Below are 24,565 nucleotides of genomic sequence, written 5' to 3'. Positions count from 1 at the left end.
CGGAAAGGGAACCGTCAGGCCGCAGCGACCGACTCGAACCGCCACCGGTGCACGGCCCGGGCCGCCAACTCCTCGCCCGGCTCCGGGAGTTCGGGCAGCTCCGCGTCGTACGGCGCGTCCCACCAGGTGATGACGAGCACCCGGTCCTGCGGCGCGCGCAGGATCTCGGTGCGCAGGGGCTGAGACGGCAGCTCCCGCGTCCGCACCCAGGCGAGCAGGTCCTCGCCGCGTCCGGCGACCGCCCGGGCCTCCCACATCAGCGCGACGGTCACGAGTACAGGTTCTCCTTGCTGACCTCGTGCACATGGTCGTGGTCGTGCGTGTGCGCGCGACCCGGCACATGCGGATCCGTCACCGGCAGCGAGGAGTCCGCGGACAGGTCCCAGTCGGAGGCGGCCCGGTTCCGGGCGACCATCTCCGCGCCGAGGGCGGCCACCATGGCGCCGTTGTCGGTGCACAGCTTCGGCCGCGGCACCCGCAGCCGGATCCCGGCCGCCTCGCACCGCTCCTGGGCGAGCACCCGCAGCCGCGAGTTGGCGGCCACCCCGCCGCCGATCATGAGGTGGTCGACGCCCTGGTCCTTGCAGGCCCGCACGGCCTTGCGGGTCAGCACGTCCACGACCGCCTCCTGGAAGGACGCGGCCACATCGCGCACCGGCACGTCCTCCCCCGCCGCCCGCTTCGCCTCGATCCAGCGCGCCACGGCCGTCTTCAGCCCGGAGAAGGAGAAGTCGTACGCCGGGTCGCGGGGCCCGGTGAGCCCGCGCGGGAACGCGATCGCCTTCGGGTCGCCCTCCTTGGCGTACCGGTCGATGACCGGGCCGCCGGGGAAGCCGAGGTTCAGCACGCGGGCGATCTTGTCGAAGGCCTCGCCCGCCGCGTCGTCGATCGTCGCGCCCATCGGCCGCACGTCCGAGGTGATGTCCGTGGACAGCAGCAGCGACGAGTGACCGCCGGACACCAGCAGCGCCATCGTCGGCTCGGGCAGCGCCCCGTGCTCCAGCTGGTCCACGCAGATGTGGGAGGCGAGGTGGTTGACGCCGTAGAGCGGCTTGCCCAGCGCGTACGCGTACGCCTTGGCCGCCGAGACCCCGACGAGCAGCGCGCCGGCGAGTCCGGGCCCGGCGGTCACCGCGATCCCGTCAAGGTCCTTCGCCGTCACCCCCGCGTCCTTCAGCGCCCGCTGGATGGTCGGCACCATCGCTTCCAGGTGGGCCCGGGAGGCGACCTCGGGCACGACCCCGCCGAAGCGGGCGTGCTCGTCGACGCTGGAGGCGATCGCGTCCGCGAGCAGCGTGGTGCCCCGGACGATCCCGACGCCGGTCTCGTCGCAGGAGGTCTCGATGCCGAGGACGAGGGGTTCGTCGCGCGAGTCAGCCATTGATCTCGGTTCCTTGTGTTCCTGGTACGGCTTGTGTTCCTGGTCCGGAAGGGGCGTCCGCCGCGGGGCCGTCGTCGGACGCCATGTGCAGGCGCATCACCAGGGCGTCGATGTTCCCCGGCTGGTAGTAGCCGCGCCGGAAGCCGATGGCCTCGAAGCCGAAGCGCTCGTACAGCTTCTGTGCGCGGACGTTGTCGACGCGGCACTCGAGCATCACCTCGGCGCACTCGAACGCGCTCGCGGCCCGCAGCAGCTCGGTCAGCAGCCGCGCGCCCAGCCCGGTGCCCCACTGCTCGCGGGCGACGGCGATGGTCTGTACGTCGCCGAGGTCCCCGGCGGCCGCCAGTCCCGCGTATCCGACGAGCCGTTCGCCGTCGAAGGCGACGAGGTAGCGGCGCGTCGCCTCCGGCCCGCGCGCATGGGCCAGCTCGGACCAGAACATGCCCCGCGACCAGGCGTCCTCGGGAAAGAGGTCCTTTTCGAGCTCCAGTACGGGATCGATGTCCCACCAGCGCATCTCGCGCAGCTCGACCGTCACTTGGGGGTGACCACCTTGTAGTTCTTGGGTACCTGGGCGTCCGGGCGGCGCAGGTAGAGCGGCCGGGGTTCGGCCAGTTCCTCGCCCGCCGCGAGTCTCTCCGCGGCCAGCGAGGCCAGGGCCGCCGCCGAGACGTGCTCGGGCTCGCGGGCCACCGGGAAGGCATCGGGGTAGAGCAGGGCGCCTGCGCCGACGGCGGGCAGGCCCGCGAGGGCCTCCGCGATGTCCGCGGGCCGGTCGACGGCAGGCTCGGTCACCCGGGTCCTGGCGTTGTCGTACCGCGCCCAGTAGACCTCTTTGCGGCGCGCGTCCGTCGCCACCACGAAGGGCTCGGCGAGGTCGGAGGCGTACGCGAGGCCGTCGAGGGTGCACACGCCGTGCACGGGCACACCGAGGGCGAGTCCGAAGGTGTCGGCGGTCATCAGGCCGACCCGCAGCCCGGTGTAGGGGCCGGGGCCCACGCCGACCACGATGCCGGTGACGGCGTCGAGCCGGCGGCCCGCCTCGGTGAGGACCCGGTCGACGGCGGGCAGCAGCAGTTCCCCGTGCCGTCGCGCGTCCACCTGGCTCGACGAGGCGACGACGGACGTGCCGTCGTGCAGGGCGACGGTGACGGCGGGGGTGGCGGTATCCAGAGCGAGCAAGAGCACGCAAACAGCCTACGGCGCCCGAGGCGGGCGCACGGCCGCCCCGGTCTGCCGCGCCCTGGCTGCTACCGTCACCACAGAGGACGTTCAGGGCAGGAACGTGGTACGAGAGGTGGGCACACAAGGTGGCTAGGAGCAGCTCGGGAATCGTGGCCGGGCTCACCGTGGCGGCCGTGGCCGCAGTCGGCTTCCTCGCCTACCAGGCGTCGGCCAACGTGCCGGACAACCTGGGCAAACCCCACACGGCCAAGTCGCCCAAGGCCACGTCGAAGGCACCCCGGGACAAGAAGAACCCGGCCGCGCTGCCCGCCGATTCCGGCACCGGCGAGCGGGTCGTCTACTCGGTCGACGACGACCGCGTCTGGCTGGTCGCCGCGACCAACAAGGTCCAGCGCAGCTTCAAGGTCACTCCCAGTACGGTCGATCCGCTCCCCGCCGCCTACAAGGTGACCTCGCGGTCGAACGCGATCACCGGCTCGGACGGCACCCCGATCGAGCACGTCGTGCGGTTCGCCGCGAACGACGGTGTTGCGATCGGATTCAGCGCGGCGGTCAGCGGCTCGACGGCCAAGCCCGACTCGGCCGCCAAGACGGGCGGCATCCGGGAGTCCCGCGAGGACGGCGACGCGATGTGGGCGTTCGCCACGATCGGCGTGAAGGTCGTCGTCATCAAGTAGGGCCGGGGCCGTACGCCGCCAAGCAGTGCCGTACGCCATCACGTATCGCTGTACGCCATCACGCAACGCTGCCCGGCATCACGCAACGCCGTACGCCATCACGTAATGACGGATGCGCGCGCGTCCGGCAGGCGTGTCACGCGGCTTCTCGGCGCTCCTGCGGCATGCGCGCGGCCTCGGGCAGGGGCGCGCTCGGCGGGGTGGACACCGCGGCGGCGGCCGCGCAGGACGCCAGCAGGTCCCGCATGGACACCCCGGCGACCGCGCGCGGTGCGTCGTCTCGTTCTGAAGCCGGCATGGACGCCTCCTGGGGCCGCGGGGGCAAGCGTGGTTAGGTAGACCTAACTACGAACTGGTATCCATGTGACCACGCCCGGGACGCCGGGCGCAACAGGTTGCCGACGTCTTGTCGGAACGTTCATCAATTCCGCGGCGGACGGGGTGGCGTGGCACCCCGCGGGCAGCGCGGAGCCCGCGCCGACGGCGGGCAGCGCGCATCGGCGGAGCGGACGGACAGCGGGCGGCGCCCATCGCGACAGACGGCAGAGGGTGGCGCGCGTCAGCGGACGGACAGCGGGTGGCGCGCGTCGCCGACGGGCAGCAGGGGGTGGCGCGGGGCCCGGCCCGGTGCGATCGGGCCGGGCGGGCCGATCACGCCGTGAGCGCGCTCAGGTCGGCCGTGGCCCACCGCTCGCCGAGGCCGGTCAGCGTGACGTGTCGTACCTCGTCCGTCGTGTCCCCGACCGCGCGGTGGATCACGAGGTGCAGCCGGTCGTCGGTGAGCTCCTCGACCTTGCCCTCGCCCCACTCCACGACGATCACCGAGTCGGACAGCGAGACGTCGAGGTCGAGGTCCTCCATCTCGTCAAGCCCGCCGCCCAGGCGGTACGCGTCCACGTGCACCAGCGGCGGCCCGTCCACGAGGGAGGGGTGGACGCGCGCGATGACGAAGGTCGGCGACGTGACGGCGCCCCGGACGCCGAGCCCCTCGCCGAGTCCGCGCGTCAGTGTCGTCTTGCCCGCGCCGAGCTCCCCGTTCAGCATCACGAGGTCGCCCGCGCGCAGCAGTTCGGCGAGGCGGCGACCCAGCTCCCGCATCTGTTCGGGGGAGGTGACGGTCATCCGGACGCTGACGCCCTCCACGGCGGGCTCGGCCGGGTGGTGAGCCGAGCCCACGGTGGGCTCAGCCTGGTTGTGCGCTGCTGCTGGTGCTTCCATAGCCACCCACGGTAGCTCCTGCCGGCACGGCACCCGCGCGCATCAGAAGGTCGGCGAGACGGTCTATGACGACCTCGGGATGCTCCAGTATCACCAGGTGCCCGGCGTCCGGTACGAGCACCAGTTCGGCGTCCGGGAGCAGGTCCGCGATGGCCTCGCTGTGCTCGCTCGGGGTCACCAGATCCTTGACGCCGGCCAGGACGAGGACGGGCATCCCGGTGAAGTGCACCAGGGCCTCGGTCTTGTCGTGCTCGGTGAACGCCGGGTAGAACTCGGCGACCACGTCGATCGGCGTGCCCTCGATCATCCGCTCGGCGAACCGCTCGACCGCCGGGTCGACGTCCCGGCTGGCGAACGAGTACCGCTTGATGATCCCCGCGAACAGATCGGCCGTGGCCCGCCGCCCCCGCTCCACCAGGGCGGCCTGTTGACCCAGCGCCTTCAGTACGCCGGGCAGTACGCGCCGCACGGCGTTGACGCCCGCGACCGGCAGCCCGAAGTTGACCTCGCCGAGCCGCCCGGACGACGTACCGACGAGGGCGACCGCGACGACGCGGTCGCGGATCAGCTCGGGGTACTGGTCGGCGAAGGCCATCATCGTCATGCCGCCCATGGAGTGTCCGACGAGCACGATGGGGCCCTCGGGCACGGCCGCGTCGATGACGGCCTTCAGGTCCTGGCCGAGCTGGTCGATGGTGACCGGCGTCTCGTGCTCGACCTGGTCGACGCCCCGGCCGGACCGCCCGTGGCTGCGCTGGTCCCAGTGCACCGTGCGCACCACACCGCGCAGCGCGGCCCGCTGGAAGTGCCAGGAGTCCTGGTTGAGGCAGTAGCCGTGGCTGAAGACGACGGTGACCGGGGCGGGGGCCTTGCGTCCGAAGAGCCGGCGGCGGCGCGGGGAGAGCGAGGTGTCCGTCTCCACGTCGTCCACCTCGTAGTACAGCTCGGTGCCGTCGTCCGCGATCGCCTTGCCGGGGGTGCCCCGCAGCGAGCCGTACGGGCCCGTCGAGTCGAGCGCGAGGCGTGCCTTCCGGCGCATCCCGCGGCCGACCGTGAGCCGCTCGAGCGCGACTCCGGCGGCGGCGCCCGCCGCGACGACGCCTATCGCGGCGCCGGCGACACCGGCCCGGCGCCAGTTCCCTGCGGCGGAGGCGACGGCCGCTGCGGCGACGTCCGCGGCGGCCTCCGCGCTGCTCTCGCTCACGTACCGCTCCTCTTCGCCGGAGTGCCGAGTGTCGTTCGGCCTGTCGTCTGGGTCGGGTGGTGCCGCGGACGGTGGGACCGGGAGGGTCGCCCGGCTCGCCATGTCCTGTTGTCCTGTGCAGGTCACCGTATGCGGGTTACCTGTGTTGTTGCTTCTTCACCTTGTGCCGTGTTCGCCCTGCGCGTGATCCGTCATGCGTTCTGCTCCGCTTGTTCCTCTTGTCCCTCATTCACGTAGACGCGCGGGACGCGGGTTCCGATGCGGGTGACGATTTCGTACGCGATCGTGCCGGCCGCCTGCGCCCAGTCCTCGGCGGTCGGCTCACCGCGGTCGCCGGGACCGAAGAGGATCGCCTGGTCGCCGGCCTCGGGCAGGTCGCCGCCCAGGTCGACCACGAACTGGTCCATCGCGACCCGGCCCGCGATCGTCCGCCACTTGCCGCCGATCAGCACCGGGCCGGTGCCGGAGGCGTGGCGCGGGATGCCGTCCGCGTAGCCGACCGGGACGAGGCCGAGAGTCGTCTCGCCGGGGGTGACGTAGTGATGTCCGTAGCTGACGCCGTGGCCCGCCGGTACGTGCTTGACCAGGGCGAGCGAGGCGCTGAGCGTCATCACCGGGCGCAGTCCGAAGTCGGCCGGGGTGCCGATCTCGGGGCTCGGCGAGATACCGTAGAGCGCGATCCCCGTGCGGACGAGGTCGAAGTGGCTCTCGGGAAGGGTCAGGGTGGCGGGCGAGTTGGCGATGTGCCGCACCTCGGGGCGGACGCCCTGCTCCTCGGCGTACGCCACCAGCTCGCGGAAAGAGGTGAGTTGGGCCTCGATGGAGGGGTGGCCCGGCTCGTCGGCGCAGGCGAAGTGGGACCACAGGCCGGTGACGCGGACGAGCCCGTCCCGCTCGGCGCGCAGCGCCTCCGTGACCAGCTCGGGCCAGTCGGCGGGCTGACAGCCGTTGCGCCCGAGGCCGGTGTCGGCCTTGAGCTGCACGCGCGCGGGGGTGCCCGCGTCCCGGGCCGCGGCGACGACCTCCCGCAGGGCCCACATCCCGCTGAGCGACACGTCCAGGTCGGCCTCGACGGCCTGCTTCCAGGGACCGCCGGGGGTCCAGAGCCAGCACATGATGCGGCCGGTCAGCCCGGCCGCGCGCAGCGCCAGGGCCTCTTCCGGGGTGGCGGTGCCCAGCCAGCCGGCACCTGCCTCCACGGCCGCGCGGGCGCACGGCACGGCCCCGTGGCCGTACGCGTCCGATTTCACGACGGCCATGAGGGCCGCGCCCGGCGCCAGGGCGCGCAGGGTCCGCACATTGGCGCGCAGGGCGGCCAGGTCGATCTCGGCGCGGGCGCGCAGGGGTGCTGTCTCAGTCATGGCGCCCCCAGTGTCTCAGAGGGGTGCGACAACGCCCCCGCCGCCGTGGGTGACCCACCGGGTGTGCCCACTCCCGTGGCGGCCGCCCGTCTGCCGGCTCAGGTGGCGGGAACGCGCCGGTCGGCTCGGGCGCCGGAAGCACGGCCGTCGGCTCAGGCGCCCGGGAGCACGGCCGTGCGCCCGTCGGCCCAGGTGCCGGAACCCTCCGGTCGGCCCCCACGCCGGGAGCGCGAGTCGGCCCACCCCCCGGGAACGCGAGTGGGCCCAGACGCCGGTAACGCGCGTCCGCTCAGGTGCCGGCCCGGCGGCCCCAGACGTACACCCCGTCGCCCTTCTTCAGGACGCCCCACAGCGCGCGGGCGTCGGCGAGCCGCAGATTCACACAGCCCCAGGAGCCGTTCGGGTCGTAGATGCTGCCGTAGATGGCGTGGAAGGCCTGTCCCCCGTCGAAGAACTGGCTGTACGGCATGGGCGAGTTGTACAGCGTCGACCAGTGGTTCTTGTGCTTCCAGTAGATCTTGTGCCAGCCGGTCCGGGTCCGGTACCCGGCCCGCCCGCTGCGCATCGGGACGGGCCCGAAGACGACTGTCCCGCCCTTCTGCACCCAGGTCAGCTGGCGGGCGAGGTCCACGCAGGCGACGCGTTGGGTGCGCACCGGACACTTCCCGGCGGCGTTCGGGTTCTTCTTGGCCGACAGGAGCCGCATCTGGGCCCAGGTGACGGGTCCGGCGAAACCGCTGTCGGGCTTGATGCCGTGCTTCCGCTGGAACGCGCGGATGGCCCGGCAGTCGCTCGCCGACTGCTTGCCGTCCACCGTCAGCTTCAGCCACCGTTCGACCTGCCGCTGGTGCGGCCCGGTCCGCTGGGTGCAGGCCACGGCCTTGCCTGCGGCCGCGTCGCCGAGCGGTACGTACTCGACGAGGACGGCGGCCCCGGGCGCCACGTCCCTGGGCTCGACCGCGTCCTCCTCGGCGGTGGGCGTGTAGACCTTCGGCGCGAGCATCTGATCGGGTGTGTCCACCTGCCACGGCTGCTGCGGCCCCGGCGCGACGCCCGGAACCAGCTCACTACCGGGTCCGGGCGCGGGCGGTCCCGGCTCGGCCAGGGCACTTCCCACGGGCAGTACGACCACCAACGCGAGCAGCAGCGCACCGCCCCGGACCGTCATACGTGTGCTGATCATGTGACCAGCGATACGCACCGCGGGCGCGGGACGGCGGGTGCCGCGCGGAAGGACCGCGCCTTTTAGCCCGTCCGGCGTGGGGAGAGGCCCCCCGCCGCCTCAGTCCCGCACGTCCCGCCAGGCGTCCGGAATGGCGTCGGCGACATCGTGGGCCCCCATCGGCGCCCCGTCCGCGGCGAACCGGCCCGCGAGCCCGTGGAGATACGCCCCCACGCTTCCCGCGTCCAGCGCCGAAAGGCCCGCCGCGAGGAGCGATCCGGTGAGCCCGGACAGCACGTCCCCGCTCCCGGCGGTGGCCAGCCAGGACGTGCCCGTCGAGTTCACCCGTACCGCCCCGCCCCCGGGGTCGGCGACCACCGTCGTCGACCCCTTGAGCAGCACCGTCGCTCCGTAGAGCGCCGCGAGTTCGCGCACCGACGTCAACCGGGCCCGCTCGACCTCCTCGCGGGCGACGCCGAGCAGGGCGGCGGCCTCGCCGGCGTGCGGGGTCATCAGCGTCGGCGCCGTACGCCGTCGTACGAGATCCCGGTCCGCGAAGCGCAGTCCGTCCGCATCCACCAGGACGGGGACGTCCGCTTCGAGGACCTCGGCGACCATGGCCGCGTCCTCCCCGGCGCCGGGTCCGACGACCCATGCCTGGACGCGGCCCGCCTGCCGGGGTCCCTTGTCCGACACGAGCGTCTCGGGGAACCGGGCGATCACCGCGTTCCCCGCGGGCCCGACGTACCGCACCGCACCCGCGCCGCCTCGCAGCGCACCGGACACGGCGAGCACGGCGGCGCCCGGATAGCGCGCCGACCCGGCCGCGATGCCCACCACGCCCCGCCGGTACTTGTCGCTCTCCGCCCCCGGCACGGGCAGGCGTGCCGCGACGTCAGCGTGCTGCAGCGCCTCCAGCGCGGCCTCCTCCGGCAGATCGAGCCCGATGTCGACGAGGCGTACGGAACCGGCGTACTCGCGCGCCGGATCGATCAGCAGGCCCGGCTTGTGCGTCCCGAAGGTCACCGTCAGATCGGCGCGGACGGCCGCGCCCGTGACCTCGCCGGTGTCGGCCTCGACACCGCTCGGCAGGTCCACGGCGACGACCGCGGCCCGTGACTCCTCGGCCAGGGCGGCCAGCCGTGCGGCATCCGGCCGCAGTCCGCCCTTGCCGCCGATGCCGACGATGCCGTCGACGATCAGGCCGGCCCGCCGGATCAGGGGTTCGGCGGCGTCGGGTGCGGCCTGGGTGCCGCCCGCGCGCAGCAGGGCGGTGAGGCCCCCGGCATGGGTCCGTTCGGGGGCCAGCAGCACCGCGGTGACACCGGCACCGCGCCGGGCCAGCCGCGCCCCCGCGTACAGGGCGTCCCCGCCGTTGTCCCCGCTGCCGACCAGCAGCACGACCCGGCTGGCGTACACCCGCCCCAGCAACTGCGCGCAGGCCGCGGCCAGTCCGGCAGCCGCGCGCTGCATCAAAGCTCCCTCCGGGAGCCGCGCCATCAGCTCCCGCTCAGCCGTCCTTACGGTCTCCACGCTGTACGCAGTTCGCATGCCGTCGAGTCTCCCCCGGAAGCCCTCGTGGCCGCACGCGGGCCGGTCGTTCCGCTGTCATCCCTCCGCGACCACCACCGCCGAGGCCACCCCCGCGTCATGGCTCAGGGAGACATGCCAGGAGCGGACGCCCAGCTCGGCCGCCCGGGCGGCCACCGTCCCCTTCACCCGCAGCCGCGGCTGCCCGCTGTCCTCGACGAAGACCTCCGCGTCGGTCCAGTGCAGCCCCGCCGGGGCGCCCAACGCCTTGGCCAGCGCCTCCTTCGCGGCGAACCGCGCGGCCAACGACGCGACGCCCCGGCGCTCACCGCTCGGCAGCAGCAACTCGCTCTCCACGAACAGCCGTTGGGCCATCCCGGGCGTGCGCTCCAAGGAGGCCGCGAACCGATCGATCTCGGCCACGTCGATACCAACCCCGATGATGCTCATGCGGAGCACCTTAGGGGCATGTGGGTACGGCCTACTGGTGCGTCGACCCCGCGGCCGGCCGGGAGGTGCAGTCGAACGGATAACCGCTGTCCGTAGACTTGTTGGAACAGTAAGTGACGTGAGATGCCGATGTGACGGGGTGCCGCCTGATGTCCACACCTTCGCCGTCGCCTTCCGCGACACCGTCGGCCCCGACGGGCGGAGGAACCCTGCCGGCCCCGCCGTCCGGTTCGCCGTCGTCCGGCTCAACCCCGGCCCCTGCGCCTTCCCCGGGCTCGCTCACGGATCCCCAGGGCAAGGACATCTCGCGCCAGGACCCGGGTTCGGAACGCCAGCAGCGCTCCAACGAGCTGGTCGCGATGAAGCCCGCCCCGCCGGGCAACTCCGTCGGCTTCGACGTCCAGCCCTAGCACGTGTACTACGCGTCCTACACGCTGCGGAACGCCCAGTACGACTTCGCCGACCGGGCCAGGAGCCTCGTCGACACCCTCGACGGCTACGAGCACGCGGCAGGCTGCGGAACGGGTCCGGAGACCTTCGCGAAGACGTACGCCGAAGTCGCCGGCCTGTTCCTGGAGGTGTGGGACGCGGCAACGGGCGGCGTCGGCGGCGCCGCCGTAGGCCTCACCGTCACCGCGAACAACTACGCCGAGGCAGAACACGCGACCAATGTCCTGACACCGGCCGTGGTGAAGAAGAATCCGCCCGCCGTCCTCAAGAAGGCCGGCGCGGGCGGCCCGGTCGCCGAACTCGGCTGGGGCAACGCTCCCGCCGAAGACGGCTGGGGCAACGCGATCATCGACGACGTCTCCGGCGTGGTGAGCACGGTCGGCGACCACATCCTGCGCCCGATCCTCAACCACGCGCTGCGGCATGGAAAGGTCGCCGACATCACGCCCGGCGGGGACGACGTCGACCTGCCGAAGATCGCGCAGGCCTGGCGCCGGGCGGCCACAGACGCCAAGAAGTCCGCGGACACCTTCGACGACGCCATCGCCTACATCACCAACTCCGCGCCGGGACACGACGAGTGGCAGAACGCGATGAAGCAGTTCTGCTCGGCCATCTGGGGCACCACGGCCTGGGGCAAGGAACACCACACCTACAAATGGGCCCACAAGGACGGCCAACAGCCCGCGCTGGACGTCCTGCAGGACACCGCTCGCGACATCGCGAGGGCATGCGACGCGGTCAGCGCGGAAGTGACCAAGGTCAGATCCACCATCACCGCCGTCTACAAGGACGCGGCCAAGAAGACCTTCGAAGTACAAGGCGTGCTGGACGCCCTCAAGAAGGTCGCCGAACTCCCCGAACTAGCCGTGGAGTTCATCGCCAACATCGACACGGGCCGCCTCAACCACACCGTCGACTCGTACAACCGCGAGATACACGGCTACGCCGACGACTTGGCCAAGCTCAAGGGCGCGCTGGAAGAGGCCAAACGCAGTGTGCCCACCTACGCCGCCGAAGAGGCACGCGCGGAGGCATTCGGCTCGCGATCGCTCAACGAGTTCAAAAGAGAGCACCGATTCACCGTCCCGGGGCTCGATCCGGACAATATGTACTTTCCGTTGGATTTGGCAAGCCAGGAAGGAATGTTCAACAGTCACGTCATCGACAAGCACGTCGGCCTCACGGACGATCAGCTGAGGACGCGTTTACGTGACCAGAGCAACGCGCCAGCCGCGTCTGCATTCCATAGCCTCGCCTCTGCCCAGAAATTCACCACCGCAACAATAGAGGATATCGATAACGCGGATCGAATTGACGCGTGGACCAAGAGCGTCGAAAATAAGATCAAGAACAACCCAAATTACGATCCGAACAGGTCAGAGCTCCAGCCTCCGCTCTATAAAGAATTCCCAGGGCAGTCTGCCGGGCACAGCGTCTCGCGTGACGACTATGATAATGACGGCATGCAGGCCAAGGCGACAGATATGAGCTGGGTCCAGGTCCGCCTGATCTACAAGGTGGGCTTGGAGCCTCCCTTCATCATTCTCACAGCCATGCCCCACAAGGCGCCCTAGGACAGGTGGTAAACGTGCGCCCATTCCCCCCGTCGTTGCTCTCGGACGGCCCTGCAGTGCGACTTTTGGAAATCGCTGTCGTAGCTCAAGAGTCCAAAGGAGAGCTGTCCCTGGACGATGAAATCCAGCGATACATCCGAGCCGTCACCGGGGATTGGCTCGCGCACTGGAACTGCTCCGTTTATGCGGCCACCGGAATCCTGGAAATTATCGCTGATCACATCGAGTGCACTCCTGGACTGGAGTCGTTTCCGTCTCACTTCCAAGACAAAGTCAAGCGGGCATCCGGCGACATGGACCCGGCGGAGTATCTGCGCATGCTCGCCGAGATCACTCGAGTCCTCGACCGGCAGCCGGCACCCGAGTACTGGGAACTCCCCATGGGCAGTCGGGAATTCCTGCGGACGTTCCCGTATCTGTTTGGATTCGATGGGATCCTCATGGACGAGGGAGGTCAAGACTTCGCTGCTGCCGTGCGTGCCGCCGTAACGAGCGAGCACCCCTATTGCCACGAACGTGCCGCCGCATACACCACGGAAGCGCAGCGAGCACTCGTCCTCTTTCCGGGTCCGGATGCGCTCAAGGAGCGACTCTCATGGGCCAGCCGCAGCCATCTTCAGGAACTCATCGACACCGTCAACGAGCACATGCAGCGAGAGCACGGATGACCACGTAACCGACTCGCTCCGCCACCTGCCCCACCGCTGAATCAACCAGTTGCACCTGGCGGCAGCTCCCGCCGGCCTTCGCTGCCTCCCGGCAGGCGGTGCACCAACGGGTTACGGACTGATCCAAGGCCCAGGCAGACGACCGCTCCCTGGTTTGCCGCCGGCCGGACCGGTCGGATAGGCAACCTGCATGCTAAGCGGCCGCAAGGCAGGGCCAGGCACGAGGACGACATCCCGGTCCTGCAGACCGAGCTCTACGACGACGTGGTCAGCCACTCACGCGCCCAAGGCAGCCCATGGCGGCCGATCACGCCCGGCTCGAAGGACTCGCCGCTCGTGGTGGACGACAAGGAGCAGGGTCACGTCCCGTTCTCCGTGGTGGAACTGGCGGGCGGTTCCCTGGTCGGCACCGCCGTGCTGTGGGGCATCGACAACCACAACCGGTCCGCGCACATCGGGCTGGGCCTGCTGCAGTCCGCCCGCGGCAAGGGCTACGGCACCGACGTGGTCGCGGTGCTGTGCCACTACGGTTTCGTCGTACGTGGCCTGCAGCGCGTGCAGATCGAGACGCCGGCGGACAACACCGCGATGCTGCGCTCCGCCGAGCGCAACGGCTTCGTCCGCGAGGGCGTACTGCGCTCCTCGGCCTGGGTGATGGGCGAGTTCCTGGACGTGGTGCTGCTCGGGCTCCTCGTCCAGAACTGGAAGCCGGACGCGAAGAGCTAGCCCGCCGCCCGGGCGAGTTCGCACCACACGTACTTGCCGCGGCTGCCGAACCTGGACAGCGGCTGCCACCCCCACAGGTCCGAGCACGCGCGGACCAGCGCGAGCCCCCGCCCCTCCTCCGCCTCGCCGAGCTGCTCCAGCACCCTCGGTGGTTCGGGCGGCTGCGGGTCCGCGTCCCACGCCCCGATCCGCAGCACCCCCGCCGACCAGCGCACCCGCAGTGCGGCCGGCCCCTTGGTATGGCGTACGGCGTTGGCGACCAGCTCCGCCGCGAGGAGCTCCGCGGTGTCGACGAGTCCGATCAGTCCGTGCATGGTCAGGATCAGGCGGAGGGTACGGCGGCAGACGGTGACGGCGCGGAGATCGTTCGGGATGTAGAGGGAGTACTCCCAGGAGGCGTCGGGTTCGTTTTCGGACATGCGTCAACTCCGTTCGGCAAGAGGGGAGTTGCGGATGGCGGGCGGTGACATTGCCGCAACCGTCATGGCAGGACGGGGCGGTGCGCTTCCGGTAACCCCGGGTTCCGCAGAGTGTGCGTCGCGTCACTGACGGTAGACCTAACATCTAATCCGGAGCAAGCCGATCGCGTAATCTGCCCTCGAACGAGCCACACCGGCAGGGCAGTTGAACGAGGAGCAATCGATGGTTCTGAGGCGCGAACCCACAGCACGTCAGATGCGCCTGGCGATCGAACTGCGCAGGCTCCGCGACGCGGCAGGACTCGCCGCCCGCGAGTCAGCCGCGCTGCTCGGAGTGAGCCACGTCCAGATCAGCCACATCGAATCCGGTCTCACGGGCGTGAGTGAGGAACGACTGCGCCGCCTTGCGGCCAACTACGCCTGCTCGGACCACGAATTGATCGATGCCCTGGCCGCCATGGCGATCGACCGGACCAAAGGCTGGTGGGAGGAGTACCGGGGACTGCTGCCCACTGCGTTTCTGGACATCGCAGAGCTGGAACATCACGCCACGTTCCGCCGTGATGTCGAGTTCCTGTTCATTCCCGGCCTGCTTCAGACTGACGACTACGCCCGCGCCGCCTTCTCGTCCAGGATCCCTGAACTCCCCCAAGGCGACCTGGAGTTGCGGGTCCGTCACCGCATGCACCGCAAGGTAATCCTCAAGGAGACCGCGCCCACCCCTTACGAGGCCGTCATCCACGAGGCAGCACTGCGCATCAGGGTCGGCGACCGCGCCACCTCCCGCGCCCAACTCGCCCGTGTCCTCGAACTCTCCGAGGCGGACCACATCACGGTGCGCGTCATCCCCTTCGACCTGGACGACTTCGGCGGAACGTGGAGCACCATGATGTTGGCGGGCGGTCGCGTACCCAAGCTGGACACCGCCGTTCGCGACGCACCTCACGGGACGGCATTCGTCGATTCCGAGGCCCAACTCGGCGTCTTTCGAACACTCTTCCGTAGAGTAGAAGCCGCGTCTCTCGACCCCGAGCGTTCGCGTGACTTCATCCACAGGCTGGCCAAGGAAGCGTGAGGCACACGGTGACCACCCCCGACAACTGGCGGAAGTCGTCCTACTCCGGCGGCGGCGACGGCAACAACTGCGTGGAGATCGCGAACTCCACCACCCACATAGCCATCCGCGACTCCAAGACCCCGACCGCCGCACCCCTCACCTTCCCAACCGGCGCCTTCACCACCTTCCTCAGCGCCCTGAAGAACTACTCCACCGTCACCGACTTCGCCAGGTTCCGCGGCTGATCCACCTCGTTGCCGCGGGCGGTGGCCAGCTCGCAGGCGAAGACCTGTAGCGGGACGGTGGTGACCAGCGGCTGGAGCAGCGTCGGCGTCACCGGGACGCGGATCAGATGGTCCGCGTACGGCACGACCGTCTCGTCCCCCTCCTCCGCGATCACGATCGTGCGAGCGCCCCGCGCCCGGATCTCCTGGATGTTGGAGACGATCTTGTCGTGCAGGACCGAGCGGCCGCGCGGTGAGGGGACGACCACGACGACCGGCAGGTCCTGCTCGATCAGCGCGATCGGCCCGTGCTTCAACTCGCCCGCCGCGAAGCCCTCGGCGTGCATGTACGCCAGTTCCTTGAGCTTCAGGGCGCCTTCGAGGGCCACCGGATAGCCCACGTGCCGCCCCAGGAACAGCACCGTGTTCTTGTCGGCGAGGGAGCGCGCCAGCTCCCGTACCGGCTCCATGGTCTCCAGGACCCGCTCGACCGAACCGGAGATCTCCGCCAGGTCCCGGATGACCGCCTGGATCTCGTCGCCCCACTTGGTGCCGCGCACCTGGCCGAGGTAGAGCGCCACCAGATAACAGGCGACGAGCTGCGTGAGGAACGCCTTCGTGGACGCGACGGCGACCTCGGGCCCCGCGTGCGTGTAGAGCACCGCGTCCGACTCGCGCGGAATCGTCGACCCGTTCGTGTTGCAGATCGCCAGCACCTTGGAGCCCTGCTCACGGGCGTGCCGCAGCGCCATCAGCGTGTCCATGGTCTCGCCGGACTGCGAGATGGCGATGACCAGGGTCTGCTGGTCCAGGATCGGATCGCGGTAGCGGAACTCGCTGGCCAGCTCCACCTCGCACGGCACCCGCGTCCAGTGCTCGATGGCGTACTTGGCGATCAACCCGGCGTGGAACGCCGTACCGCAGGCCACGATGACGACCTTGTCGACCTCGCGAAGGACCGCCGTAGGGATCCGCACCTCGTCCAGGGTCAGGAAACCCGCCGCGTCGATGCGGCCCAGCAGGGTGTCGGCGACCGCCTTGGGCTGCTCGGCGATCTCCTTCAGCATGAAGTAGTCGTAGCCGTCCTTCTCGGCCGCCGAGAGGTCCCAGTCGACGTGGTACGACCGGACGTCGGCGGGCCGGCCGTCGAAGCCGGTGACCGTCACGCCGTTCCGGCGCAGCTCGACCACCTGGTCCTGGCCCAGCTCGATCGCCGACCGCGTGTGGGCGATGAACGCGGCGACGTCCGAAGCGAGGAAGGCCTCGCCCTCCCCCACGCCCACCACGAGCGGCGAGTTCCGCCGCGCCCCCACGACCACGTCGGGCTCGTCCGCGTGCACGGCGACCAGCGTGAACGCGCCGTCGAGCCGGCGGCAGACCAGCCGCATCGACTCCGCCAGGTCCGCGCACGAGGAGAACTCCTCGGCGAGCAGATGCGCGACCACCTCGGTGTCGGTCTCCGAGGTCAGCTCGTGCCCGCGCTCGGCCAGTTCGGCGCGCAGCGCGGCGAAGTTCTCGATGATCCCGTTGTGGACGACGGCGACGCGGCCCGCGTTGTCCAGATGGGGGTGCGCGTTCTCGTCCGTGGGGCCGCCGTGGGTGGCCCAGCGGGTGTGTCCGATCCCCGTCGATCCGGTCGGCAGGGGCCGGTCGACGAGCTCCTTCTCCAGGTTGACCAGCTTCCCGGCCTTCTTCGCGGCGGCCAGGCCACCGTCCGCGAGCACCGCGACACCGGCCGAGTCGTACCCCCGGTACTCCAGCCGCTTCAGTCCGGCGACGACCACATCGAGTGCCGACTGCGACCCCACGTATCCCACGATTCCGCACATGGCGGCAGCCTAAGGGCAGCCACTCGCCCCACCCCGGCACTCCGTGCCCGATATCGGAAATTCCGCCAGGGCCCGGTACGACCACCCCCACGCGCAGCTCCGGGCCGTCCCGAGCCGGGGGCACCCGCGGGTCACTCCCCCGGAGTCACTCCCCGCGCTCGATCCGCTCGATCGCCTCCTGGACCATCCCGAGGTACTCGACCTCCTCGCAGCGCGGCTTGCTGCCCAGCTCGTACAGGGCGAGACAGTCGTCGAGGTCCTCGCCCACGTCCTCGTCCGGCAGGTCGGCGGCCAGCTCGCTGCACACCCGTGCGGCCAGGTCCGAGTGCGTGGGCGGATGCGCGGGTGCGGGTCGACGGCGTACGAAGTCACGGATGTGCATGGCGGTCGCCACTCCCAACCCCCCAGTGTTCCGGGACGCGGCTCGCTTCCCGGATGGCGGGAACGTATCCCTGTCCGCTGTGCCGGTCCAGGGATTCGGCCAGGTCTCACCCGGCCGTGCGTGACGGACCCCACCCGCCATCCCGTTCAAATCCCCGTAACAATGGACTGTGATCTCTCCGGTCTCCTCGTTGCCGCGGAGCGCCCACCGGTCCAGGCCGGAGGCGACTCCCTACGTCGACCTCACCCGTGCCGAGTGGAGCGCCCTGCGCGAAAAGACGCCGCTCCCGCTGAACGCCGAGGAGGTCGAGAAGCTGCGCGGTCTGGGCGATGTCATCGACCTCGACGAGGTGCGGGACATCTATCTGCCGCTGTCCAGACTGCTGAACCTGTACGTGGGTGCCACGGACGGGCTCAGAGGCGCCCTGAACACCTTCCTCGGCGAGAAGGGCTCCCAGGCGGGCACCCCGTTCGTCATAGGCGTCGCCGGCTCCGTGGCCGTAGGCAAGTCCACCGTGGCCCGGCTCCTCCAGGCCCTGCTCTCCCGCTGGCCGGAGCATCCGCGGGTCGAGCTGGTCACCACGGACGGCTTCCTGCTGCCCACCAAGGAGCTGGAGGCCCGCGGCCTGATGTCGCGGAAGGGTTTCCCCGAGTCCTACGACCGGCGCGCCCTGACCCGCTTCGTCGCGGACATCAAGGCCGGCAAGGACGAGGTGACGGCCCCCGTCTACTCGCACCTCATCTACGACATCGTCCCCGGCCAGAAGCTGACCGTGCGCCGCCCCGACATCCTGATCGTCGAGGGCCTGAACGTGCTCCAGCCCGCCCTGCCCGGCAAGGACGGCCGCACCCGCGTCGGTCTCGCCGACTACTTCGACTTCAGCGTGTACGTGGACGCCCGCGCCGAGGACATCGAGGCCTGGTACCTCAACCGCTTCCGCAAGCTGCGCGCGACCGCCTTCCAGAACCCGTCCTCGTACTTCCTCAAGTACACCCAGGTCTCAGAGGAGGAGGCCCTGGACTACGCCCGCAGCACCTGGCGGACCATCAACAAGGTCAACCTGCTGGAGAACGTGGCCCCGACGCGCGGCCGCGCGACCCTCGTCGTCCGCAAGGGCCCGGACCACAAGGTGCAGCGCCTTAGCCTGCGCAAGCTGTAATCCGGCCCGGCTACGCTGCCGCCATGCTGCATCTGCGCCTGATCACACCGGCCGAACGCACGGAGGAAGTGGTACGTCTCGTCGAGTCGACGGTCGGCACCGCCCACCTCGTGGTGCTCCCGGGCGCCGCCCGCAACCCCGCCGGGGACGTCGTGATGTGCGACGTCGCACGGGAGGCCGGCGACGAACTCATCGGCGCGCTGCGGAAGTTGGACCTGGACAAGACCGGCTCGATCGCGGTCGAGAACATCGACCTGTCGCTGTCGAAGCGCGCCGACAAGGCGGAGGACGAGGCACCGGGCGAGGGCGCGGACGCGGTGCTGTGGGAGCACCTGGCGGACGCGACGCACGAGGAGTCCACGCTCACCGTCACCTACGTCGCGTTCCTCGCCGTCGCGACGATGCTCGCGGCCTGCGGTGTGATGCTCGACAACGCGATCCTGATCGTGGGAGCCATGGCCGTGGGACCGGAGTTCGGACCGCTGGCCGGCATCTCCACGGCCCTGGTGCGACGCGCCCCGCACCTGGTGTGGCGGTCGCTGTGGGCGCTGCTCGCCGGGTTCGCGATCGCCATGGTGCTGACCGCGGGCTTCAGTTGGCTGCTGGACGCCTTCGGGCTCTTCGAGAAGTCGATGGTGGAGGCGGCCCGGCCCAACACCGCCTTCATCTGGAAGCCGGACTGGATGTCCTTCGTGGTGGCGTTCCTGGCCGGCATCGCGGGGACCCTGTCCCTCACCTCGGCCAAGTCGGGCGCGCTCATCGGCGTCGCGATCTCGGTCACCACGGTCCCGGCGGCCGCCAACGCGGCGGTCGCCTTCAGCTACACGGACTTCTCCCAGACCTGGGGCTCCACCTGGCAGCTGCTCGCCAACCTCGGCGGCATCGTGCTCGCCGGCACGCTCACGCTGCTCACCCAGAAGTGGTTCTGGGCGAGGCAGCGCGCACGCACCGTCCCGCAACTCGGTTAACCGAGCGCGGACTTCACCGCATCGGCCAACCGCCCGGCCACCGACCGCGCGTGGTCGATGTCGGCGGCCTCGACCATGACCCGGACCAGCGGCTCGGTGCCGGACGAACGGAGCAGCACCCGGCCGGTGGCGCCGAGTTCACGCTCGGCGTCGGCGACGGCCGTGGCCAGCTCGGCGGAGGTCTTCACCCGCGACCTGTCGACGTCCGGCACATTGATGAGCACCTGCGGCAGCCGCTCCATGACGGACGCGAGGTCCTGGAGCGTACGACCGCTCTGGGCGATGCGGGCGGCCAGCAGCAGACCGGTCAGCGTGCCGTCACCGGTGGTCGCGTGGTCGAGGATGATGACGTGCCCCGACTGCTCGCCGCCGAGGGCGTAGTCGTGCTCCTTCATCTCCTCCAGGACGTAACGGTCACCGACCGCCGTCTGCACCAGGGAGACACCCTCGCGCTCCATGGCGAGCTTGAAGCCCAGGTTGGACATCACCGTCGCCACCACGGTGTCCGAGCGCAGCGCGGAACGCTCCCGCATCGCCAGCGCCAGTACGGCCAGGATCTGGTCGCCGTCCACCTCCGCACCGGCGTGGTCCACGGCCAGGCAGCGGTCGGCGTCACCGTCGTGCGCGATGCCGAGGTCGGCGCCGTGCTCGATGACGGCGGACTTCAGGAGGTCCAGATGGGTCGAGCCGCAGCCGTCGTTGATGTTGAGCCCGTCCGGGTCCGCACCGATCGTGATGATCTCGGCACCGGCCCGCGTGAAGGCCTCCGGCGACACCCGGGCAGCCGCGCCGTGCGCCTCGTCGAGGACGACCTTCAGCCCCTCAAGACGGTTCGGGAGCACGTTGATGAGGTGGGCGACGTACTGGTCGAAGCCCGGCTCGTAGTCACGGACCCGGCCGACGCCGGCACCGGTCGGACGGTCCCAGGGAGCGCCGGTGCGGTGCTCCTCGTAGACGGACTCGATCCGGTCCTCCAGCTCGTCGGCGAGCTTGTGACCGCCGCGCGCGAAGAACTTGACGCCGTTGTCGGGCATGGCGTTGTGGCTGGCCGACAGCATCACGCCGAGGTCGGCGCCGAGCACGCCGGTGAGATACGCCACCGCGGGGGTGGGCAGCACACCGACCCGCAGGACGTCCACGCCCGCGCTGGCCAGTCCCGCGACCACGGCGGCCTCCAGGAACTCCCCGGACGCGCGCGGGTCCCGCCCGACGATCGCCACCGGCCGGTGGCCCTCGAACGTGCCCGCCTCGGCCAGTACGTGTGCCGCCGCGACGGAGAGACCGAGAGCCAATTCGGCCGTCAGATCCGCATTGGCAACACCACGCACGCCGTCCGTGCCGAAGAGTCGTCCCACTTGCTGTCCTCCGAACTGTCGGAAATCCCGAGAAACCGTCCGAGCCATTTCGCAAAACCCTCGACCCTGACGAGTGTCCGGAAGCGGCTGAGGCTTCGATAAGCATCCGAGCATGCAAGCCGTTGAAGGCCTTATGCCGTTATACGCCCACGGCTGTGATAAACGAACGCCCCGGCGGCACACAGCGTGCCGCCGGGGCGTTCGGAGTACAGCAGCAGCGCGAGATTAGCGCTTGCTGTACTGCGGGGCCTTACGGGCCTTCTTGAGACCGGCCTTCTTGCGCTCGACCGCACGGTCGTCGCGCTTGAGGAAGCCGGCCTTCTTCAGGGCGCCGCGGTTGTTGTCCACGTCCGCCTCGTTCAGGGCGCGGGCCACGCCGAGGCGCAGGGCGCCGGCCTGACCGGAGACGCCGCCACCCGAGATACGGGCGACCACGTCGTAGCGGTTGTCGAGCTCGAGCACCTTGAAGGGCTCGTTGACTTCCTGCTGGTGCACCTTGTTCGGGAAGTAGTCCTCGAGCGTACGCCCGTTGATCTTCCACTTGCCGGAGCCCGGGACGATCCGGACGCGGGCGATGGCGTTCTTGCGACGGCCCAGGCCGGCGGCCGGCTGCGGGTCGCCGAAGCGGGACGCCGTGGACTCCGAGGTGTACTCGCCCTCGACGGGCGCGTCGGACTCGGTGGTGTAGCTCTCGATGTCGACAACCTCGGTCTCTTCGACCGGCTGCTCAACGGTGGTCTCGGCCACGATTCTCCTCAGATTCTTTTTCGTCTTAGGGGGTGGCCGGAACTACTGCGCGACCTGGGTGATCTCGAACGGCACCGGCTGCTGCGCAGCGTGCGGGTGCTGGTCGCCCGAGTAGACCTTCAGCTTCGAGAGCACCTGACGGCCCAGGGTGTTCTTGGGGATCATGCCCTTGATGGCCTTCTCGACGGCCTTCTCGGGGTTCTTCGCCAGCAGCTCGTCGTAACGGACGGAGCGCAGACCACCCGGGTAACCGGAGTGGCGGTACGCCAGCTTCTGGGTCTTCTTGTTGCCGGAGAGGTGCACCTTGTCGGCGTTGATGATGATGACGAAGTCACCAGCGTCGACGTGGGGGGCGTAGATCGGCTTGTGCTTGCCCCGCAGAATGTTCGCGGCAGTGGTCGCCAGACGGCCCAGGACGACATCCTGGGCGTCGATGACGTACCACTGGCGAGTAATGTCGCCGGGCTTGGGGCTGTACGTACGCACGGTCGTAGCCTTCGCTTCTTCAGTGAGTGGGTCCTGACATGGCCACCACGGACGATGTACGACAGCCCTGGCGGACCTCGGTGACGCAACCGAGTCCTGCCGCTGGTCATCGGCCCGGTGGACCGGTGTAAGGGCCCCTCACGTGAGAATGAGCAAGCCAATACACATAACGAAGGGCAAGCGTACCCGTGCTTCCCCGGACGGGTCAAAACGCACGCGTGCCACCCACCTGGCGGCTACCGCTGCGGCCCCTGCTGTGAGCAGTCGCCGGAAGCGGCTCGGGCCGGGCGGCCACCGAGACGGCCAGCACCAGTAGACACAGCGTAAGGCAGTCCCGGAACGCACGCCGGGTCTCCGGCTCCAGGAAGGGCCAGGTGAGGCCGGGGATCTGCGGCACCAGCGCCAGCCAGAACCAGGGCCGCCGGGCGACCGCTCCCGGACACAGCGCCCCCGCGAGCAGCAGCGGCACCACCACGACCAGGTAGTGGTCGTACGACGGCCGCGAGACCAGGAACGCCGAGAGCATCAGCAGCGCGGCGGTCTCGACGATCCGCAGCGGCCCGGGATCCGCACACCGCCACCGCCGGTACGCACACCACGTCCCCCACGCGGCACCGGTCAGTGCCAGCGCGGCGGCCGGCCCCGCCGGTACCCCGAGCCGCGGCAGCACCGCCCCCGGCGACGCCTCGTAGAGCCGTACGAAATCGTCCTGGCCGCGCAGCAGGAAGGGCAGCGTCCGGGTGCAGAAGCCCGCGGGATCCGGCATCAGCAGCGCCGCCCCGCCGGAGGCCACCGCCGGCACCAGGACGACCGCCCCGAGCGCCCGCCACCGCCCGGCGAAGACGAACAGCAGCGCCACCGGTGCGAGCAGCGGTTTCAGCGCCACCGCGGCACCGATCACGGCACCCGCCGCGCCCCACCGCCCCCGCACCGCGCACAGCAGCGCGAGGGGCAGCGCCAGCACGGCGGTCGCGGTCCAGTTGCCGAGCCGCACCAGATGCCCGAAGGGCGCGAAGCCCACGGCGAGGACGATCAGCCCGAGCACGGCGAAGCGGCTGCGCCACCACACCCCGTGGATCCGCAGCGCGCAGGCCCAGCCGGCGACCAGCAGTGCGGTCACCATCAGCGGCACGAGCACGCGCAGCGCGTACGAGGGCAGCAGCGCCTGCGGCACCGCGGCGAGCACGGCGCTCGGAAGATAGAGGAAGTGCGGGTCGGCGTACGGCGAGCCACCGTCCAGCCAGGTCCGGGCGGCGCGTACGACGATCGCGTTGTCCATCCCGCCGTCCGCGGTCCGGCGGGCGACGTTCACCACGGAGGCACCGAGCACCACGGCGGACACCGCCCACCCGTGCCAGGACGCCCTACGTACCAACCACCCGGAGATGTCACTTTTGCCCGTGTGCATTCAGATCACGCTAGGGGCTCAAGTGCCTGCTGATGCGGAACGGCACCCCCCGCAGCCCGTCTAAGATGCGCCCCATGAGCTATGGGCAGGGGGAGCCCCCGTGGGATCCCTGGAAATCGGGTTCCCAGCAATCGCAGTGGGGCAACCAGACACCGGACTGGGCGGCACTCGCCGAGGCTTCCGAGTCGCGCAACAAACGCCGCAGGCTGCTGCTGATCGGCGGCGGCGCCCTGGCCACGGTCGCCGTGGGAGCAGCCGTCGCCGTGGCCGTCGTCTCGGCGAACGGGGACAACCAGGCCTCCAACACGCCCAGCAACCTGCCCGCCACCGCCGACATCCCGAGCGGCACCGCGGAGCCGGCCCCCTCGTTCGAGCCGACCACGGCCCCTCCCCCGCTGGATCCGAAGGACTTCATATCCAGCGTGAAGAAGGACACAGCGCCGCTCAGCGCGGACATCCTCTTCCCGGGTTCGCAGCTGACGATGGGCGAGCGGGTCTACCGCAAGGGGCCGACGGCCTCCACCACCAACTGCGCGTCCGCCGCGCAGGGCACGCTCCCCGCCGTCCTCACCAAGAACGACTGCACCCGGTTCCTGCGCGTGACCTACTCCAAGGACGGCATCGCGGTGACGGTCGGTGTCGCGGTCTTCGACACCGAGGTCCAGGCGACCAAGGCCAAGGCGGAAGCGGACAAGAAGAGCATCATCACCTCGCTGTCCGGCTCCGGCGTCGCCGCCTTCTGCCGTACGGCGATCTGCCGCTCGACGACCAACTCCTACGGCCGCTACGCCTACTTCACGCTCGCCGGGTTCAGCAACGGCAAGGACGTGACGGAGAAGGACGCCAAGGTCTTCACGACCGGTGACGACCTCGCCGAGTTCACCTTCCGCCAGATCCGCCGCCGCGGTGAGGCACAGGCCTCGGCGGCAGCCGCCCAGTAGC

General features: G+C 70.3%; 28 protein-coding genes. 10 read left to right on the top strand and 18 right to left on the bottom strand.

Features of this window, described 5'->3' with window-relative positions; translation table 11 throughout:
- Window positions 1-14: 14 nt before the first annotated feature.
- From ACFWM2_RS22800 to tsaB, 4 genes are read right to left on the bottom strand one after another with little or no spacing between them, the layout of a single operon-like run.
- Entirely contained in the window at window positions 15-272 is a 258-nt protein-coding gene (locus ACFWM2_RS22800; protein WP_383282735.1) for a hypothetical protein, read from the bottom strand.
- Window positions 269-1,381: a tRNA (adenosine(37)-N6)-threonylcarbamoyltransferase complex transferase subunit TsaD gene (gene tsaD, locus ACFWM2_RS22795; protein WP_383282732.1), complete on the bottom strand. Its 1,113-nt coding sequence runs from the start codon at window positions 1,379-1,381 to the stop codon at window positions 269-271. The genes ACFWM2_RS22800 and tsaD overlap by 4 nt, the downstream gene beginning before the upstream one ends.
- Window positions 1,374-1,898 (bottom strand): ribosomal protein S18-alanine N-acetyltransferase, encoded by a 525-nt coding sequence (rimI, locus tag ACFWM2_RS22790; protein WP_383282921.1) that lies wholly within the window; start codon window positions 1,896-1,898, stop codon window positions 1,374-1,376. The genes tsaD and rimI overlap by 8 nt, the downstream gene beginning before the upstream one ends.
- A 17-nt stretch (window positions 1,899-1,915) precedes the next feature.
- Entirely contained in the window at window positions 1,916-2,569 is a 654-nt protein-coding gene (tsaB, locus tag ACFWM2_RS22785) for a tRNA (adenosine(37)-N6)-threonylcarbamoyltransferase complex dimerization subunit type 1 TsaB (RefSeq protein WP_383282729.1), read from the bottom strand.
- Between the two features lie 122 nt (window positions 2,570-2,691).
- Here tsaB and ACFWM2_RS22780 point away from each other — a divergent pair, with 122 nt between their 5' ends.
- The gene (locus ACFWM2_RS22780; protein WP_383282726.1) at window positions 2,692-3,243 is read left to right on the top strand and encodes a hypothetical protein; all 552 of its coding nucleotides are present in this window, start codon (window positions 2,692-2,694) and stop codon (window positions 3,241-3,243) included.
- A 136-nt stretch (window positions 3,244-3,379) separates the two neighbouring features.
- Here ACFWM2_RS22780 and ACFWM2_RS22775 read toward each other — a convergent pair whose 3' ends face one another.
- The 7 genes from ACFWM2_RS22775 to ACFWM2_RS22745 form a co-directional block, all read right to left on the bottom strand.
- Window positions 3,380-3,541, bottom strand: a complete 162-nt coding sequence (locus ACFWM2_RS22775; RefSeq protein WP_383282723.1) for a hypothetical protein — start codon at window positions 3,539-3,541, stop codon at window positions 3,380-3,382.
- 353 nt (window positions 3,542-3,894) lie between these two features.
- Window positions 3,895-4,461, bottom strand: coding sequence for a tRNA (adenosine(37)-N6)-threonylcarbamoyltransferase complex ATPase subunit type 1 TsaE (gene tsaE / locus ACFWM2_RS22770; protein ID WP_383282720.1), 567 nt, complete (start codon window positions 4,459-4,461; stop codon window positions 3,895-3,897).
- Window positions 4,427-5,665, bottom strand: a complete 1,239-nt coding sequence (locus ACFWM2_RS22765) for an alpha/beta fold hydrolase (RefSeq protein WP_383282717.1) — start codon at window positions 5,663-5,665, stop codon at window positions 4,427-4,429. The genes tsaE and ACFWM2_RS22765 overlap by 35 nt, the downstream gene beginning before the upstream one ends.
- A 191-nt stretch (window positions 5,666-5,856) precedes the next feature.
- Window positions 5,857-7,026: an alanine racemase gene (alr, locus tag ACFWM2_RS22760; protein ID WP_383282714.1), complete on the bottom strand. Its 1,170-nt coding sequence runs from the start codon at window positions 7,024-7,026 to the stop codon at window positions 5,857-5,859.
- Window positions 7,027-7,315: 289 nt separating this feature from the next.
- A complete protein-coding gene (locus ACFWM2_RS22755) occupies window positions 7,316-8,209 on the bottom strand; it encodes a L,D-transpeptidase family protein (RefSeq protein WP_383282711.1) in 894 nt (297 codons plus the stop codon).
- 99 nt (window positions 8,210-8,308) lie between these two features.
- Entirely contained in the window at window positions 8,309-9,739 is a 1,431-nt protein-coding gene (locus ACFWM2_RS22750; RefSeq protein ID WP_383282708.1) for an NAD(P)H-hydrate dehydratase, read from the bottom strand.
- A 57-nt stretch (window positions 9,740-9,796) separates the two neighbouring features.
- Entirely contained in the window at window positions 9,797-10,168 is a 372-nt protein-coding gene (locus tag ACFWM2_RS22745) for a holo-ACP synthase (RefSeq protein ID WP_383282705.1), read from the bottom strand.
- A 149-nt stretch (window positions 10,169-10,317) separates the two neighbouring features.
- Here ACFWM2_RS22745 and ACFWM2_RS22740 point away from each other — a divergent pair, with 149 nt between their 5' ends.
- The 4 genes from ACFWM2_RS22740 to ACFWM2_RS22725 all read left to right on the top strand — a co-directional run bounded on the left by ACFWM2_RS22740 (window position 10,318) and on the right by ACFWM2_RS22725 (window position 13,589).
- Window positions 10,318-10,578, top strand: a complete 261-nt coding sequence (locus tag ACFWM2_RS22740) for a hypothetical protein (protein ID WP_383282702.1) — start codon at window positions 10,318-10,320, stop codon at window positions 10,576-10,578.
- Window positions 10,579-10,581: 3 nt separating this feature from the next.
- Window positions 10,582-12,195: an RNase A-like domain-containing protein gene (locus ACFWM2_RS22735; protein ID WP_383282700.1), complete on the top strand. Its 1,614-nt coding sequence runs from the start codon at window positions 10,582-10,584 to the stop codon at window positions 12,193-12,195.
- A 65-nt stretch (window positions 12,196-12,260) separates the two neighbouring features.
- Window positions 12,261-12,863 (top strand): hypothetical protein, encoded by a 603-nt coding sequence (locus ACFWM2_RS22730; protein WP_383282697.1) that lies wholly within the window; start codon window positions 12,261-12,263, stop codon window positions 12,861-12,863.
- A gap of 186 nt (window positions 12,864-13,049) precedes the next feature.
- Window positions 13,050-13,589: a GNAT family N-acetyltransferase gene (locus ACFWM2_RS22725; protein ID WP_383282918.1), complete on the top strand. Its 540-nt coding sequence runs from the start codon at window positions 13,050-13,052 to the stop codon at window positions 13,587-13,589.
- Here the strand turns inward: ACFWM2_RS22725 and ACFWM2_RS22720 are convergent.
- On the bottom strand, window positions 13,586-14,008 hold the full coding sequence (locus tag ACFWM2_RS22720) for an ATP-binding protein (protein WP_383282694.1): 423 nt from the start codon (window positions 14,006-14,008) through the stop codon (window positions 13,586-13,588). The genes ACFWM2_RS22725 and ACFWM2_RS22720 overlap by 4 nt on opposite strands.
- A gap of 223 nt (window positions 14,009-14,231) precedes the next feature.
- Between ACFWM2_RS22720 and ACFWM2_RS22715 the strand changes: the two genes are divergently transcribed.
- Window positions 14,232-15,083 carry a helix-turn-helix domain-containing protein gene (locus ACFWM2_RS22715; protein ID WP_383282916.1) on the top strand — a complete coding sequence of 284 codons (852 nt, stop codon included), beginning with the start codon at window positions 14,232-14,234 and terminating at the stop codon, window positions 15,081-15,083.
- An 8-nt stretch (window positions 15,084-15,091) separates the two neighbouring features.
- A complete protein-coding gene (locus ACFWM2_RS22710) occupies window positions 15,092-15,310 on the top strand; it encodes a DUF397 domain-containing protein (RefSeq protein WP_383282914.1) in 219 nt (72 codons plus the stop codon).
- On the opposite strand, the gene glmS is transcribed toward ACFWM2_RS22710, so the two are convergent.
- Both glmS and ACFWM2_RS22700 read right to left on the bottom strand, forming a co-directional pair.
- Complete coding sequence (gene glmS, locus ACFWM2_RS22705; RefSeq protein WP_383282691.1) at window positions 15,271-17,118, bottom strand: glutamine--fructose-6-phosphate transaminase (isomerizing); 1,848 nt, start codon at window positions 17,116-17,118, stop codon at window positions 15,271-15,273. The two genes, ACFWM2_RS22710 and glmS, sit on opposite strands and share 40 nt — an antisense overlap.
- A 145-nt stretch (window positions 17,119-17,263) precedes the next feature.
- Window positions 17,264-17,500 carry a hypothetical protein gene (locus ACFWM2_RS22700; protein WP_383282688.1) on the bottom strand — a complete coding sequence of 79 codons (237 nt, stop codon included), beginning with the start codon at window positions 17,498-17,500 and terminating at the stop codon, window positions 17,264-17,266.
- A 169-nt stretch (window positions 17,501-17,669) separates the two neighbouring features.
- Here ACFWM2_RS22700 and coaA point away from each other — a divergent pair, with 169 nt between their 5' ends.
- Both coaA and ACFWM2_RS22690 read left to right on the top strand, forming a co-directional pair.
- Window positions 17,670-18,659, top strand: coding sequence for a type I pantothenate kinase (gene coaA, locus ACFWM2_RS22695; protein ID WP_383282685.1), 990 nt, complete (start codon window positions 17,670-17,672; stop codon window positions 18,657-18,659).
- A 23-nt stretch (window positions 18,660-18,682) separates the two neighbouring features.
- Window positions 18,683-19,627, top strand: a complete 945-nt coding sequence (locus ACFWM2_RS22690) for a DUF389 domain-containing protein (protein ID WP_383282682.1) — start codon at window positions 18,683-18,685, stop codon at window positions 19,625-19,627.
- Here the strand turns inward: ACFWM2_RS22690 and glmM are convergent.
- The 4 genes from glmM to ACFWM2_RS22670 form a co-directional block, all read right to left on the bottom strand.
- On the bottom strand, window positions 19,624-20,982 hold the full coding sequence (gene glmM / locus ACFWM2_RS22685; RefSeq protein WP_383282679.1) for a phosphoglucosamine mutase: 1,359 nt from the start codon (window positions 20,980-20,982) through the stop codon (window positions 19,624-19,626). The genes ACFWM2_RS22690 and glmM overlap by 4 nt on opposite strands.
- Before the next feature lie 225 nt (window positions 20,983-21,207).
- Window positions 21,208-21,729: a 30S ribosomal protein S9 gene (rpsI, locus tag ACFWM2_RS22680; protein ID WP_383282676.1), complete on the bottom strand. Its 522-nt coding sequence runs from the start codon at window positions 21,727-21,729 to the stop codon at window positions 21,208-21,210.
- A gap of 42 nt (window positions 21,730-21,771) precedes the next feature.
- Window positions 21,772-22,215, bottom strand: a complete 444-nt coding sequence (rplM, locus tag ACFWM2_RS22675) for a 50S ribosomal protein L13 (RefSeq protein WP_010986363.1) — start codon at window positions 22,213-22,215, stop codon at window positions 21,772-21,774.
- Between the two features lie 205 nt (window positions 22,216-22,420).
- On the bottom strand, window positions 22,421-23,623 hold the full coding sequence (locus ACFWM2_RS22670; protein WP_383282673.1) for a glycosyltransferase family 87 protein: 1,203 nt from the start codon (window positions 23,621-23,623) through the stop codon (window positions 22,421-22,423).
- A 74-nt stretch (window positions 23,624-23,697) separates the two neighbouring features.
- On the opposite strand from ACFWM2_RS22670, the gene ACFWM2_RS22665 reads away from it, so the two are divergent.
- Complete coding sequence (locus ACFWM2_RS22665) at window positions 23,698-24,564, top strand: hypothetical protein (protein WP_383282670.1); 867 nt, start codon at window positions 23,698-23,700, stop codon at window positions 24,562-24,564.
- The last annotated feature ends 1 nt before the right edge of the window (window position 24,565 follow it).

Origin of the sequence: Streptomyces sp. NPDC058371, assembly GCF_042723265.1 — a bacterium.
Classification (GTDB): Bacteria; Actinomycetota; Actinomycetes; order Streptomycetales; family Streptomycetaceae; genus Streptomyces.
This window is presented reverse-complemented; position numbering and strand designations above follow the sequence as displayed.